This is a genomic window from Marinobacterium sedimentorum (assembly GCF_024267675.1).
Taxonomy (GTDB): Bacteria; Pseudomonadota; Gammaproteobacteria; order Pseudomonadales; family Balneatricaceae; genus Marinobacterium_A; species Marinobacterium_A sedimentorum.
This window is the reverse complement of record NZ_JALDYX010000026.1, coordinates 21,781-36,222: the sequence shown is the minus strand read 5'-3', so window position 1 is coordinate 36,222 and position 14,442 is coordinate 21,781. Positions and strand designations below refer to the sequence as shown.

Sequence of the window (14,442 nt, the reverse complement as noted above, 5' to 3'; positions counted from 1 at the left end):
TTAGGGTCTGCCTACCTGAATCATCGACAGCCAGGGACAAGACGCCCGATGGATAATTCCCTTGCCGTGCTGAGCCAGATTTTTGCCGTCATCGGCCCCGTGTTCACCATGGGGCTGCTGGGCATGCTGCTGAAGAAAATCGACCTGATCGATGATGCCTTTATCAATACGGCGTCGACCCTGGCCTTCAGGGCCACCATGCCGACCTTGCTGTTTCTCGGCATCCTGAAGGCGGATCTTGCAACGGCGCTGCAGCCCAGGCTTATCGGCTATTTCTGCCTGGCGACCCTGCTTTCCGTTATTACCATCATGCTCGGTCTTTACCTGTTGCAGTACTGGGGCCTGGTCTGACACTGCCATTACTCCCAAGGCCATGACAGGCTCCAGCCCACATTATCAAACCACCAAGAGGTCATCATGAATACGCCAAACATACTGCAAATGGGTCCCCTGACGGACGCCTTCAATGATCGGCTGAGTTCGCTCCATGCAACAGACCGCATCTGGGAACAGCAGGACCGCGACGCCTTTTTGCGTGAAACAGGCCGCCGGGTTGACATCATCGTGACCTCGGCCCGCTATGGCTGCAGCGCCGAGGTCATGGCTGCTCTGCCCAATCTCAAGGCCATCATCAGTTTTGGCGTCGGCTATGACCCGATCGATATGGATGCGGCCCGTGCCCGTAACATTCGCGTTAGCAATACGCCGGATGTGCTCAATGACTGCGTGGCGGACCTGGCCCTGGGGCTGATGATTTCCTCGGCCCGGCGCATCGCAGCAGGCGATCGCTTTGTGCGCAGCGGGCATTGGGGGCAGCAACCGTTTCCACTGGGCAGCCGGGTCAGTGGCAAGCGCCTCGGCATTCTGGGGCTGGGTCGAATCGGCAAGTGCGTTGCCAAGCGTGCATCGGGTTTTGATATGGATATCCGCTACCACAATAGGCGCGAGGACCCGGCGGTCAGTTATGGCTATGAGTCTTCCTTGGTTGAGCTGGCGAGCTGGGCCGATTACCTGGTGCTGACCTGTGTTGGCGGCCCCTCCACTGAGGGGCTGGTCAGCCGCGAAGTGCTGGCGGCGCTCGGCCCCAGGGGGACCCTGATCAATGTTGCCCGTGGCTCAGTGGTGGATCAGCCGGCGCTGGTGGAATTGCTGCTGGACGGGCGTCTGGGCAGCGCCGCGCTGGACGTGTTTGCCGAGGAGCCGCAGGTGCCGGCCGAGTTGCTGGATCTGCCACAGCTGGTGCTGTTGCCCCATATCGGCAGTGGCACCCATGAAACCCGCCGGCAGATGGAGGAGCTGGTGTTTGAAAACCTGGCGGCCTTTATCAGTCGCGGCGAGCTGGTGACGCCGGTGCTCTGAAAGTGGCAGGCCTGGCGGCATTATTGTCCGTTACTGGGCCGACATCGGGTTCTGGCGCCAGCCGGAGCCTGCGCTGTCGATCCTGTGCAGTTGCTTAAACTCATGCCGTCGGAGAGTGACGTGCGTTGACGTCTGCTTTCACTCAAGGGACGATCGATGCCCTCGGGTATGGCCACTTTTCAGCCAATAGAAGTAGGGGTTTCCAGCCTTAGATCAGAATCTCGCGGACGTGCTTGGCAATAACTTTTCCAAGTTCAAGGTGCGCGTCCAGATCCAGATGGATGCCATCGATCTGCGAAGAGACGATGTGATTACCGGCATCCAGGAAATGGCATCCCAGCTCGTCGGCCACGGCGGCATAGGTCGTGCTGAACAGCTGGGATTTTATCCGGCCGCCGGTGAAGCGGGTGCCCACAGCACCGACTTCCAGAATCGGCGCCGGCGCCACCAGCAGCACAGCGGGTGCCGCACCCTGTGGCCCCGCATCGCTGCCTTGAACCCTCTCCACAAGTCGACCCGCCGCGCGGGCGATATCATCCGCCAGCACGCTGAAGCGGTGCTTGAGATCGTTGGTGCCCAGCATGATCACCACCAGGTCAACCGGCTTCTGTGATGCCAGGCAGGGGGTCAGATAGTTCAGCCCGTTGAGATGAGCTCCATCTATAGGATCGTCGTGGACGGTCGTGCGGCCACCCAGACCCTCGACCAGAACCCGGAACCCTTCCCCCAGCACGGCCTCCATCACGCCTGGCCAGCGTTCATCCAGCGCATAGCGACCCGAGCCGTCGGGGCGATGGCCCCAGGTATTGGAATCTCCAAAACAAAGCACTGTTTTCATGCTGACTCTCTCTGGCTGGGTGGTTGAAGCAGGTGTGGGGGGGCGGCTTATGGCGCAGGGCAAGGATGACGCCTTCCGGCGTCATCCTTGTGCTCGGTGGGTCAACCGTCCTTCTGCATCAGCGGGGCCAGGGCAAAGTTGCCGCCCTGATACTGGAGCAAAGTGTCCGGGGTCTGACCCTGCTCCGCCGCCCGGGCTTCCACTTGTGCCCGATAGGTTTCGGAGCTGTCCTGCGGCTCCCAGCCGAGGTGTTTCACAGCATGGTTGTCCCACCAGGTATCCTTGTTGGCGGATACCCCGTAGATCACCGGGCAGCCCAGCACGGGAACCCTGAATACCTGTCGGGTCAGCGCCATGAAATCACGCGGGCTCAGCCAGGTGCTCAGCATGCGAACATCCTGCGGCTGGGGGTAACAGGAGCCGATGCGCACTATGGCGGTCTCCTGCCCAAGTTTGTCGTGATACATGCTCGCCACGGCCTCGCCGAAACACTTGGACACACCATAATAGCTGTCGGGTCGCGTGACAGAGCTGGCGTCCAGCCGTGTCGACGGCTTATGGAAACCGATGGTGTGATTCGAGCTGGCAAAGAGGATGCGGGGCTGGCCGTGCTTCTGCGCCGCGCTGTACAGATTGTGGATGCCGACAATATTGGCATTCAGAATCGCGTCGAAATGGTTCTCGACCGAGATGCCGCCCAGGTGAAGAATGCCATCGCAGCCCTCGACCAGGCGGTCCACAAAGGCGCTGTCGCCCAGGTCGCCGCACATGACTTCTTCTGCATCCGATACAGGCGTCAGAGCGGTAATGTCGGTGAGCCTGAGGGTTTCAGCAAAATCCGCCAGGTTTTCGCGGGCGAGGCGACCCAGGCCGCCGGCCGCTCCGGTAATCAAAAGTTTTTTTAACATCGTAATTCCTACAGCAACAGGCTTGGCAGTGTCAGGGATACTGCGGGTATATAGGTTGTCAGCAGCAGTGCAACAAGAATCGCTGCATAGAAGGGCCATATGGTTTTAAGCACGCTTTCGATACGTACCTTGGCGACGGCGCAACCGACGAACAGACAGCCGCCCACCGGTGGCGTTGTCAGCCCGAGCCCCAGGTTCATCATCAGGATCATGCCGAACTGAACGGGATCGACACCGTATTCGCGCACAACCGGCAGGAATATCGGTGTACAGATCAGGATGAGCGCAGCCATGTCCATGAACATGCCCAGAATCAGCAGCGCAAGGTTCACCATGAGCAGGATCATGATCTTGCTGTCCGATATCGACAGCATCAGCGTCATGATTTTCTCGGGTACATGGTAGAGCGCCAGGAAGTAGGCAAAGGCAGTGGCAGAGCCCACCAGAATCATGACCAGCGCCGTGGTGCGGATGGCCTGGGTCAGGCTTTGCCTGAAGGCGTTCCAGCTCAGGGAGCGGTAGATGAGCAGGGTAACGAACAGGGCCCAGATAGCACCGATGGCAGCGGATTCCGTGACGGTAAAAATACCGGACAGCACACCGCCAATAATGACCACGGCCGTAAAAAATCCGGGCAGGGCAGACGCCGCGGCAATGGCAACGGCCCTCCATCCCGGGAACTCGCTGGAAGGGTAGCCTTGCTTTATGGCAACCACATAGGCGGCAACCGCCAGCATGACGCACATCAGGATGCCTGGCATGATGCCGGCCAGAAACAGGGCCGGAATGGATATGCCGCCGCCGGCTGCCAGCGCGTACAGAATCATGTTGTGGCTGGGAGGAATCATGATGCCGGCGATAGAGGAGGTCACCGTCACGTTAACGGAATAATCATCCCTGTAGCCCTTTTCGCGCATCATCGGAATCATGACCGATCCCAGCGCGGAGGTGTCTGCCACCGCAGACCCGGAAATCCCGCCAAACAGCATTGAACTGAGGACGTTGACGACACCCAGGCCGCCGCGCACCTGGCCCACCAGCGTTTCTGCAAAACGCACCAGCCGCAGTGCAATACCGCCATGCATCATCAGTTCGCCGGCGAAAACGAAAAAAGGGATGGCCAGCAGCGTAAAGCCGCTCATGCCCGACACCATTCGCTGAAACACGATCAGTTCAGGCAAGCCTTCCACGAGCGCTGCAGCCAGTGCCGAAATGCCCAGTGCAAAGGCAATGGGGATGCCGGCCATCATTGCCAGGGTGAATGCCCCCAGTAGAACGAACAGACCCATATCAGCTTTCCTCGGGCAGTGCCGGCATGGCAGGCTTGAGCATGAGCAGGCCCGCCATACGCTCCAGCATGAACAGAACAATCAGTGAGCCGCAGATGACCAGCGGCACGTACTTGAGACCTTGTGGCAGGCCCAGAAGCGGAATCTGCCGGTTCCAGGTGCCTATCACCAGGTCGGTTGAATACCAGGCCATTGACGCGCCGAAGCCGCAGAGCACCAGTGCATTGACGAATTCCACGCCACGCTGAAGTTTGGGCGACAGTCTTTCCAGGAAAAAGGAGATACCCAGATGAAAGTTTTCGCGTAGCCCCAGGGCGGCTATGGGCAGTGACACCATCAGGACCAGCATCAGCGCAAGGCTTTCGGCCCAGGTGGGCGAGTCGTTCAGCACATAGCGCCCCCAGACCTGGTAGCCGATCAGGCCGACCAGACCGATCAGGGACAGGCAGCCGATAAATACCGCGGCTGATGCTATCCAGTCATTGAATTTCCAGCGCATATCAAGTTACCTCCGCACTGACAGATTGCCCGGCGGCCGAGGCCGCCGGGCATCGGGAGCCTTTAGTCAACGGCCTGGATCTTGTCCAGAATATCGCGTATCGCCGGATCGGCAGCGAACTGTTCATAGACAGGCTTCATGGCGTTGATGAAGGCACTCTTGTCTTCCAGTTCGACAATGGTGTTGCCGGCGTCGCGTACCAGCTGCTCCGACTTGGCTTCGCGCTCAGCCCAGAGTGTGCGTTGCAGTACGGCGCTGTCGATGGCGGCCTGGCGTACGACCGCCTGGTCTTCGGCACTCAGGCCCTCCCAGGTGCTTTTGTTCACGACGAAGACTTCCGGCACTATCGTATGCTGATCGAGAATGTAGTGCTTGGCAGCCTCGTAGTGGCCACTGGACTCATACGACGGCCAGTTGTTTTCGGCGCCATCGACAACCCCCGACTGGATGGCCGTGTACACCTCACCGTACGGAATGGGCGTGGCATTGGCGCCGAGCGCTTCAACCATCGCGACGTTGACATCGGAATTCTGGACGCGAATTTTCATGCCCTTGAGGTCGGCAATTGAATTCAGTGGCTTGTTCGCATAGAAGGAACGCGCGCCGCTGTCGTACCACGCCAGGCCCACCATATTGGCCGATGCCATGGCGGCGGCAATTTCGGCGCCTACGGGGCCATCCATGACGCGGTGCATATGATCGACTGACTTGAACGCGTAGGGCAGGGTCGTCGCCTGGGTGGCCGGGATAATGTTATTGAGCGGAACAAGGTTGAAAACGGCATAGTCGATGCCCCCGAACTGGATCTGTTCGATCGCATCATCCTGCTCGCCCAGCTGAGCCGAGTGGTAGGTTCTGGCAGTGAGTCGCCCATCTGTACGTTCACTCAGCAGCTTGCCGAAGTCGTCCATTGCCATGGAGACAGGGTAATCCGGCGGGTGACCGTTCCAGCCTTTCAATTCAGCCTGGGCGGGGGTGGCCAGCATCAGGCTGGACGCCAGCATGCTTAAGCAGACGGTGTGACCTACAAAGCGCTTTATCATTGTTGTGACTCCTGGTGGGGTTCGACCTTGTTGTTGTATGACGTCGGGGATCGTCAATTCGCCAATCCCCGTTCGCTCTTGTCTGTGGCCGTTATTTTGTACCATGAAGTTGTATGACAAACAATAGTCATACGATGTCATATTTAAGTGATTGACTTCCTGGGTGTGCCTTTCCTGTGCGGCCGTATTTGCTTTAACTTTACCTAATATGTTGTTTTATAGTTATTTATCGGTGTTTTTTTGTTTTTTTTTGAGATTTCTGGTCTTTTGCGGGAGGATCTTAAAAATATTTGTTATCGTATGACTGTTGACTGAACCCCTTGTTGTCGTAAGATGTCGTATGTCTTTGTGGCCTACTTCAATAACCGTATCAGCGGAGAGCACAACATGACGAACCCGAATCGCCTGGTCGTATGTATCACTGAATATAGGCGCCTATCTGTGCTTCACGAGACTACCCCGCTGCCCTGCAACAGGCGGGCAGGCTGATGCGCATTGCAGGCGTTACGACACACATACTCGAACATCCGCTGGAACAGCCGTTTGAATCCTCCGCCATGCGCTTCGAGGTGCGCCGCCATCTGCTGGTCGAGATTCGTTGTGACAACGGTCTGGTGGGCTGGGGGGAATGCCTTGGCAACCCGCAGATCAATGCCGCTATAGTGGCGGCAATGACGCCGCTGCTGCTGGGCCGCTCGGCGCTGGATATCGAGCCTATCTGGCTGGAGCTGTACAACCAGTTCCGCGATCAGGGGCAGCGAGGCGCCACGGTCAATGCGATCAGCGGTATCGATATCGCGCTCTGGGATCTGTGCGGCAAATTTTACCAGGCCCCTGTCAGTCAGTTGATGGGCGGTGCCTTTCGAACCTCGGTGCCGGCCTATGCTACCGGCGGCTTTCGGCAGGTCGGGCTCGATCGCATCAGCACGCTCAAGCGTGAGGTTCAGGGCTTCCTTGATGCAGGCTTTGGTGCCATCAAGATAAAGATCGGTTTTGGTATCGCACTCGATATCGAATCGATTGCTGCGGTACGTGAGCTGATCGGGCCCGATATCCGCCTGATGATTGATGCCAACCATGGCTATGATGCGGTGGCGGCTACGCGGGTTATCCAGCTTGCCGAGCCCTATGGTATCGACTGGTTCGAGGAGCCTGTGGTCCCGGAGGCGCTGTCCAGCTACCGGCGGCTGCGAGAACTCAACCGCATTCCGATTGCCGGCGGTGAAACCTGGCATACGCGCTGGGGTATCGCCGAGGCATTGCGTCAGGAGGCTGTCGATATCCTGCAGCCGGATGTCGGCGGTGTCGGCGGGCTCAGTGAGGCGCGTCGCCTGCTGACCCTGTGCGATATCTACGGCGTACGCTGCGTCCCCCATATCTGGGGAACCGATGTGGCGCTGGCCGCCGGCCTGCACTTCCATGCGATCCTGCCACCGTCTCCGCCGGCCTTTGAGGCACAGACGGCGTTGCTGGAGTTCGATCAAAGCAGTAACCCGATGCGCGACTGCCTGCTCATGGAGCCGATCCGTCTCGAGGCCGGCAGGGTTCGTATACCCGACGGGCCGGGTCTTGGCATCGAGATCAACCGCGATGCCCTGGAACGGTTCAGGGTCAGGTCCTGATCGATCATTCCGGGGCCTGGGCCTCGCGAACAACAGAGGAATTGAAATGTCACGCAAACTCGAAGGGCAGGCACCGCGAACCCGCCTGCCGGCACGCAGTGTCGATACCCATATGCACCTGTATGCGCCGCAATACCCGCAGCTCACGCCGGGACCGCTGATTCCACCGGATTGTCCTGGCATCGATGAGTATCGCCGCCTGCAGCGCTGGCTGGGGCTGGAGCAGGTCGTGATCGTGCAGGCGAACGCCTACCGGGACGACAACCGCTGTATTCTGGAGGCGCTGGATGCCTTTGGCGCACAGGCCCGCGGCGTGGCTGTGGTGACACCCGATACGCCGGTCTCGGAGCTGGCCAGCATGCATCAGCGTGGTGTGCGGGGGGCAAGGATCATGCAGTTGCCCGGAGGGGCCGTCGGCCTGGAGCACCTGCTGGCGGTGAATGCCCGTATCCGTGAATTTGGCTGGCACTGTATCGTCCAGTTTGACGGTCGCGAGATGCTTGATCATGTGGCATTGCTAGCGCAACTCGACAACCCCTTCATTATCGATCACATCGGCAAGTTCCTGGGGCCGGTAACGCCGCAGGACCCGGAATTCCAGGCCCTGCTCAAGCTGATGGACAAGGGTAACTGCTACGTGAAGATCGCCGCCTGCTACGAATCGTCCCATAGCGGTGGGCCTGACTATGCCGACACCGCGGCGTTGTCGCGCGCGCTGATTGCCCATGCGCCGGAGCGGGTGCTCTGGGCCAGCAACTGGCCGCATGTGAGCCAGTCGGTTGAAGGTGCACCGGATGATGCGGTGCTGCTCGATACTGTGTGTGGCTGGATGCCGGATACGGCCACGCTGGAGAGGATTTTCGTGCACAACCCGAGGGATCTGTACGATTTCAGTTGAAAGTCCCGGCGTTGCTTACTTACTTAAAGGGCTGCTTAAAAGCCTGCCTGCAAAGCGGTTCATCTCACTCTGCCGGGGAAGGCGGCCATCTTCGCGATGCCGAAAACGCTGCCGATGAGCAAGTCATCGTTTTTATCTTCCTGGCACGGAACTCGACGGCATGCCGGGGGAATAGTCCCCCGGCTGCCAGGCTTGTCAGTCTGACGCGTTTTCGTGGATGGAGGCGAGCGGCTGGATGCGCAACGACTTGAGCACTGCATCACCACCTTCGGCGAAGAGTGCGATGCGGTCGCTGTCATCACTTGGGAAGATCCGATCGGTGATCACCCGGCTGCCGTCCCCTGCGAACACCTCGACCGAAGACCAGTCGAGCAGGATATGCAGCGTCAGTTTCCCGTCTTCCAGTTGCAGCGGGCTGGCGTGGCGTCCGGCGAAGTCCGGATGGAAACCGTCGACATCGGCGGCCTGTGCCCGGCTGCGGTCGACGAACAGCTCGCCGAGCTCGATGTCGTAGCCCACCAGGGTCTCCTCGCCGTCACCCACGCGCAATTTGAGACCGAAGCGGGTCGCACTGCCGGGCTCGAATTCCGCCTTGATCTCTACCGCCTTGCCGCGTGCCCCCTTGCCGTCAAGCAGGTGCTGGCCTTCTGTCACGCGCCGTTTTCCCAGGGCAAAGACCGGTCCGCGGCGCAGCTGCGCCAGCTCGATGATCGGCGTCTGCACCAGCTCCACTTTGCCGTCGGCCGTACTCCGCAGGCCGACATCCCGTGGCAGGCTCTGGGCGCTGCGCCAGGGCGCGGTCGGAATGTCGTTGGCGTAGTTCCAGTTGTTCATCCAGCCCAGCCAGACGCGATCACCGCCCGGCATGTTCTCGTAGGACACCACCGCGTAGAAATCCTTGCCGTAATCGATCCAGTCGGCGCGCTTCACGGCTTCATCGGCAAAGCGGATATCGTCCACCATGATATGCCCCCAGCCGCCCTCGTTCTTGTCGAGGATGCGGATCCTGGCTTCCTGACCGGCGAAGGCATCAACGTTCCAGGACGCCCATTGCAGCCGCTCGCTGTTTTCGCCGGTGGCCGAGCGCACCACCTCGCCGTCGACCAGCAGGCTGACCGTGGTTTCGGTCGGGCGTGGCAGTGCCGGTGCATCGGACTGGAAGAAGTGATCTGCGGACACGTGCCCCCAGCCGCCGCTGTTCTGATCGATGATCTCGATCGTAGCGGACTTGCCGGCGAACTCCCGCACATCCCAGGCGACCCAGTCCATGGTCGGGTCATTTTTCCCGGTGGCGGTGCGCACCACCTGGCCGTCTACCCGCAGCACCACCGCCGTGGCCTGGTCCGGATAGGGGTGGTTACCGCTGCCGATGACGAAATTGATGTAGTCGCGCTCGATCTGGAAAAACGGCGATACCAGGGTTCCCACTGCCGCGTCGCTGCCGATATAGCTCTGCAGGTGACGCTCGCCGACGTAACCCGGGTCCCAGGGGCCGCCCAGCACGGGACCCTCGCCGACGAACACGCCACTGGGTGTCCAGCCCAGCTCTGCGTAGGTAACCCCGTCGGGACCTTCGAAATCGGCGCCGGGAAACAGCAGCTCGCCGTCCGGCACCGTGCCGTCGCCGGCTGCGGGATCGTGCGGATGCCGGCCACCACCGACCAGCAGGTTGATGTGGCTGAAGCCGTCGATCGTGAACGGCGGCGACGTCAGGGAGCCGGTCGCCGCGTCGCCGAATATAAAGGTGTTGGCCAGGCCGTCGCCACGGTAGCCCGATACTTCCTGCTGTCCCGGCAAGGCGCCGACCGCGGGCGCCAGGCCGAGGAAATCCTCGGTGGTGTCCCAGCCGCGCTCGGCGTAAGTGCCGGGGCCGTCGAAGGTTTCGAAGGGCACACCGGCCGGCGGCAGGTCGTCATAGATGTTCTCGGCGTGAAACTCGACCCCGTCGAAATCGCCGACGAAGTACTGCGCGCCCGAGCCGCCGGCAATCGCACCGGGATTGAGATTGACGACCAGCATCCAGCGGGTGTCGTTCGGGTTGCCGTCGACCGGCAACTCGAACAGGTCCGGCACCTCCCATATGCCGCCGGTGGCGTTGGCCGGGCCGAAGTCGCTGAGGAAATGCCAGGCCTTCAGGTCCGGCGAGCCGAAAAACCGCACCCGGTGGTCGGTCGCCAGCACCGTCGCCATCACCCACTGTTGCGAATCCTCGTGCCAGAACACCTTGGGATCGCGGAATTCACGCGGATTGGGAACGCCCGACGGGTGTGTCCAGCCATTGATCACCGGGTTTTGGGCATAAGGCGTCCAGGAGCGGCCGCTATCCAGGCTGTAGGCGATGGACTGCACCTGCGAACCCGGCGGCAGGCACAGGCCGGCCCTGGCATAGGCCTCGTCGCAGGGCGCGCCGGCCGGTTTGCCGTTGGGAAACCAGCTGGTGTATATCGCCACCATCGGCGGATTGCCGAGGGTTCCGAAGCCGCTGCTGTTATTCCAGTCGATCACCGCGCCGCCCGAGAAGTACTGTTCCTGGTCGGCGTCCGGATCTTCCGGGTCGGACATTAGCGCGACCGGCAGTTCGTCCCAGTGCAGCAGGTCCCGACTCACGGCATGGCCCCAGGACATGTTGCCCCAGGTATTGCCGAAGGGGTTGAACTGGTAGAACAAATGATACTCACCCTGGTAATACACCAGACCATTGGGATCATTCATCCAGTTTTGGGCGGGGGTGTAGTGAAACTGGGGCCGGAAGCGCTCCCGGTAGGTGGGTTCTTCTGCAGGCGACGCTGCGGCAGCGGCCAGCGCCGCCATGCCGAGGGCCAGTGCCATCGGCTTGCTGTATCTGCTCATGCTGTCTCTGTCCTGATTTGTTTGTTTTTGTTATTTCTGGATGCGATGCCCCGGCCGATCCTGACCGGCCCTCCCCGTAACCGAGCCGGGGGGGGGCGACAAAATCGCGTCGCAGGGGCGTCAGCACGAGACTGTTACCGCCGCATGTCTGCATTATTTCAATTGTTGCAAGTTGTTGTAACAAAGCCCGAGGGGGTTATCGCTTGGCGTCGAGCGGCTCACGCGCAAAAAAGCCCGCGTAAAGGCGGCACGGCGCCCTGGGGTGTTCAGGCGCCGCGATTATCGTTGTTGAGTGTCAGGAAGCGTTCGCGGCTGTTGGTCAGATGCAGGCGCATGGCGGCGCGCGCCGCATAGGAGTCCTGGCGTGCAATCGCCGCCACCACCTCTTCGTGTTCATGATTGACCCGCTCGGACTGGATACGCTTGCGCGGTACCAGCGAATCTTTGAGGTGGTTCATGATATCGATGAAATAATGGTTTCCGGTTGCCTCGGCAATGCGCAGATGGAACTGCAGGTCGGCATTGGCGGCCGCCTGGTCGTCCCTGGCTTCGCAGTCCTGCAGTGTTTTTAACGCCTCTCTGATTGCCTGCAGCTGCGCCTCTGTCCGGCGCTCCGCGGCCAGCCCTGCTGTTTCGATCTCCAGGCTAAGGCGTAACTCCAGAATGGCCACCGCATCCTGCACCGAATCGACGACAACATCCGGCAGCGGTTTGCCTTCGCTGGGCTTGGCGATGACAAAAGTGCCCACGCCGTGCCGGGTTTCCACCAGTCCTGCTGCCTGCAGGCGTTGCAATGCCTCACGTACCACGGTCCGGCTGACACTCTGCTGTGCCATGATGGAGGACTCGGTGGGCAGTTTGTCGCCTAGCTGGAGTGTGCCCGTTGCAATCTGCTGTCTCAGCTCCTGCACCAGTCCCTGGGCGAGGTTGCGGGGGCGCTTGCGCTGCGTACCGTCAGGGTCGTTCGGCGACGCAGCGGGTGGCGGGTTCATGGCGGTATCTCTGTCCAATTTGTTCAAGTGATCGTACCACATTCCCTCCTCGGTTTTGTACTTGAACAGGCTGTGGTTGGACGCTATGTCGTCTAATTCCCTTAAGTTTCATGCGTTTTGGTCAATCGCCAGGGAACCCGTCTTTTTATATCGCTGTGGTCATTAAAGGATGGTTGTCTGATGATGTGCTGTTGGGTTCCAGGGGAGAGGGGAGAGGGGGGAGATATTCGCGTGTCCAATGCCCTCGTAAAGCGCCTGCCGGGTCGCTTTTAGCAAAAACGCGAGGGCGGCTATTGCCTGCATGTGAATCTGCCGATTTTCCGCAACCTGAAACAGCTTCATTTGGCTCTGATCCAGGCGGCGCTGGCGTTTTGACCTTGAGCGCGTGTCGCGCTATACCCTGTATAAGGGAGGGGATTTTGCACTGCACAAGAAGACTGCAGTGGGCGCTGTCCCGCCGATGCGTGGAGCTGCAGACCCGCTGATATTTTGAATCGTTTGGAGGTTGTAACATGAATACCGGCAGATCAATGTTAACCCTCGTGGTGGCCCTGACTGCCACCATGACTGTCTATGCGCTGCCTCAGGCGCAGGCGCAGGCGCAGGCGCAGGCCCAGAGCGGATCGGATACTGCTTTTGATCACATGGTGGGAACCATGTCCGGTCGGGACACAGGTTCACTGTGGTTCGAGTACTACGTAGCTGAACTCAATCAGGATATTGCCGCCAAGGATGCCCGGGAGGCGTATGGCGCGGCAGGCCCCGAGGGGCCGGTGATCGGGTTCGATGGCTATGTGAACAGCTTTCTGCCACCGGACACGGGCTCAATGTGGTTCAATAACTATGTGGACAGTGTCAATCGTGATATTTGGGAGCATCAGCATTACGAATAGCGAAGCCTGCCGGGCGATAAACCCGGTGATTCAGCAAGTGCTTTTGCAGCACGTTAAACGCAGGGCATTTCCATATCTGCCCGATAATGGCCCCGCGGTTACGAAGCCAGGGGCGTCAATTCCTTGTAAGCATAAGCGATGGCGTCTCAGGCAGGTGTCTTTCGAGGCCGAAAAGCGCTCTGGTCTGTTGTACGATGCCCCCCACCTGGACGGGGCAAGCGCTCTGCCAGTCATTCAGATAGTCCGCAAAGGCTTTTTCCGCGCTGCCCCTGAGCGGGTTTAGATGTCGAATCGCACGCCATCGCATCGGATCCCGCTCGAACAGCGCAAGTAATTGCGTCGCCACGACTTCGTTCTTGTCCCGCTGGTAGGGCGTTGCCTGCAGACTTTCCTCATGTTGCCGGTACCAGTTCGCCAGCGTGGTATTGCCCGCCAGATGTCTATGCTGCTGCTCCAGCAGATGCTGGGCGTATGCGGCGAAAACAGGCGCGTAGCCTATCCAGTTGCGCGATGGGGGCTGCTGCTCCCAGCTCCTGGCGAGGCGCCGCAAAGTGAACAGTGATGCCGTCTCGCATAACGACTCTTCGAACCATTGGTTGCCGGTCACGACCTCGCCACTGTCGTTACTGTTCTTATGGTCAAAGTTGGACAGGATATGGCACAGCTCATGGGAAAACTGGTAGGCATACTGGTACCAGCGCTGGTCCCGGGCGCTTAGAAGAACCAGGTATTCCCCGTCGGCACCGCGTTCGTAGAGTACCCGGGGCGAGCCGTTGCGGGGCATTACCCTGATGCGCAGCGGCGCAACCGCGGGGCGGCCTGTATAGGTCATAAAGGTATCGGCTACAGACGACAGCAGCGTGCGAATTTCGCCCCCCCGTACGTTGCCCCAGTGGCCGGGGGCTATGGTGATGTCGACGGCGGGCGCGATTGCGGAGTCCTGTCCTGACCAGGCGGCAAAAACCGGTATCGGCCCGAAGAGGATCAATGCAGCGGCCAGCAGCATGCTCCTGGTTATTTTCAGATACTGCCAGAAACGCAGGGTCAGGCGCTTTTTGTTCACATGGCACCCCGGGGACTTGACGTCGAGATTTACCGGTGGCGCACCTGTGCGTGCGCTGGTGCGAGGACAGATGAACGTGAAAACGGCGCATCTGTTACCGGTGTTCTCTTTACCTTAAAGGGTGCTGATGAGGCACTGAATTGCCCTGGGGGATGAAATTGGTCGTCTGAAAGTAGTAATTCCGACTT

General features: G+C 60.0%; 14 protein-coding genes. 5 read left to right on the top strand and 9 right to left on the bottom strand.

Annotated elements, in window-relative coordinates; genetic code table 11:
• The first annotated feature begins 48 nt into the window (after window positions 1-48).
• Both MRS74_RS18005 and MRS74_RS18000 read left to right on the top strand, forming a co-directional pair.
• Window positions 49-351, top strand: coding sequence for an AEC family transporter (locus MRS74_RS18005; protein WP_254581662.1), 303 nt, complete (start codon window positions 49-51; stop codon window positions 349-351).
• A gap of 66 nt (window positions 352-417) precedes the next feature.
• Window positions 418-1,359, top strand: coding sequence for a 2-hydroxyacid dehydrogenase (locus MRS74_RS18000; RefSeq protein WP_254581661.1), 942 nt, complete (start codon window positions 418-420; stop codon window positions 1,357-1,359).
• 208 nt (window positions 1,360-1,567) lie between these two features.
• Here MRS74_RS18000 and MRS74_RS17995 read toward each other — a convergent pair whose 3' ends face one another.
• From MRS74_RS17995 to MRS74_RS17975, 5 genes are all read right to left on the bottom strand, one after another.
• Complete coding sequence (locus MRS74_RS17995) at window positions 1,568-2,197, bottom strand: SGNH/GDSL hydrolase family protein (RefSeq protein ID WP_254581660.1); 630 nt, start codon at window positions 2,195-2,197, stop codon at window positions 1,568-1,570.
• A gap of 101 nt (window positions 2,198-2,298) precedes the next feature.
• Entirely contained in the window at window positions 2,299-3,105 is an 807-nt protein-coding gene (locus MRS74_RS17990; protein WP_254581659.1) for an NAD-dependent epimerase/dehydratase family protein, read from the bottom strand.
• Window positions 3,106-3,113: 8 nt separating this feature from the next.
• Window positions 3,114-4,394, bottom strand: coding sequence for a TRAP transporter large permease (locus tag MRS74_RS17985; protein ID WP_254581658.1), 1,281 nt, complete (start codon window positions 4,392-4,394; stop codon window positions 3,114-3,116).
• Between the two features lies 1 nt (window position 4,395).
• The gene (locus MRS74_RS17980; RefSeq protein ID WP_254581657.1) at window positions 4,396-4,893 is read right to left on the bottom strand and encodes a TRAP transporter small permease; all 498 of its coding nucleotides are present in this window, start codon (window positions 4,891-4,893) and stop codon (window positions 4,396-4,398) included.
• A 62-nt stretch (window positions 4,894-4,955) separates the two neighbouring features.
• Window positions 4,956-5,936 (bottom strand): TRAP transporter substrate-binding protein, encoded by a 981-nt coding sequence (locus tag MRS74_RS17975; protein ID WP_254581656.1) that lies wholly within the window; start codon window positions 5,934-5,936, stop codon window positions 4,956-4,958.
• 488 nt (window positions 5,937-6,424) lie between these two features.
• Here MRS74_RS17975 and MRS74_RS17970 point away from each other — a divergent pair, with 488 nt between their 5' ends.
• Complete coding sequence (locus MRS74_RS17970; RefSeq protein ID WP_254581655.1) at window positions 6,425-7,558, top strand: mandelate racemase/muconate lactonizing enzyme family protein; 1,134 nt, start codon at window positions 6,425-6,427, stop codon at window positions 7,556-7,558.
• 46 nt (window positions 7,559-7,604) lie between these two features.
• Complete coding sequence (locus MRS74_RS17965) at window positions 7,605-8,456, top strand: amidohydrolase family protein (protein ID WP_254581654.1); 852 nt, start codon at window positions 7,605-7,607, stop codon at window positions 8,454-8,456.
• A gap of 195 nt (window positions 8,457-8,651) precedes the next feature.
• On the opposite strand, the gene MRS74_RS24055 is transcribed toward MRS74_RS17965, so the two are convergent.
• The 3 genes from MRS74_RS24055 to MRS74_RS17945 all read right to left on the bottom strand — a co-directional run bounded on the left by MRS74_RS24055 (window position 8,652) and on the right by MRS74_RS17945 (window position 12,640).
• Complete coding sequence (locus tag MRS74_RS24055) at window positions 8,652-11,306, bottom strand: GH32 C-terminal domain-containing protein (RefSeq protein WP_306422010.1); 2,655 nt, start codon at window positions 11,304-11,306, stop codon at window positions 8,652-8,654.
• A 266-nt stretch (window positions 11,307-11,572) separates the two neighbouring features.
• Window positions 11,573-12,298 carry a FadR/GntR family transcriptional regulator gene (locus MRS74_RS17950; protein ID WP_254581653.1) on the bottom strand — a complete coding sequence of 242 codons (726 nt, stop codon included), beginning with the start codon at window positions 12,296-12,298 and terminating at the stop codon, window positions 11,573-11,575.
• 162 nt (window positions 12,299-12,460) lie between these two features.
• A complete protein-coding gene (locus tag MRS74_RS17945) occupies window positions 12,461-12,640 on the bottom strand; it encodes a hypothetical protein (protein ID WP_254581652.1) in 180 nt (59 codons plus the stop codon).
• A 170-nt stretch (window positions 12,641-12,810) separates the two neighbouring features.
• Between MRS74_RS17945 and MRS74_RS17940 the strand changes: the two genes are divergently transcribed.
• The gene (locus tag MRS74_RS17940) at window positions 12,811-13,191 is read left to right on the top strand and encodes a hypothetical protein (protein WP_254581651.1); all 381 of its coding nucleotides are present in this window, start codon (window positions 12,811-12,813) and stop codon (window positions 13,189-13,191) included.
• A gap of 115 nt (window positions 13,192-13,306) precedes the next feature.
• On the opposite strand, the gene MRS74_RS17935 is transcribed toward MRS74_RS17940, so the two are convergent.
• A complete protein-coding gene (locus tag MRS74_RS17935; RefSeq protein WP_254581650.1) occupies window positions 13,307-14,254 on the bottom strand; it encodes a hypothetical protein in 948 nt (315 codons plus the stop codon).
• Window positions 14,255-14,442: the final 188 nt, after the last annotated feature.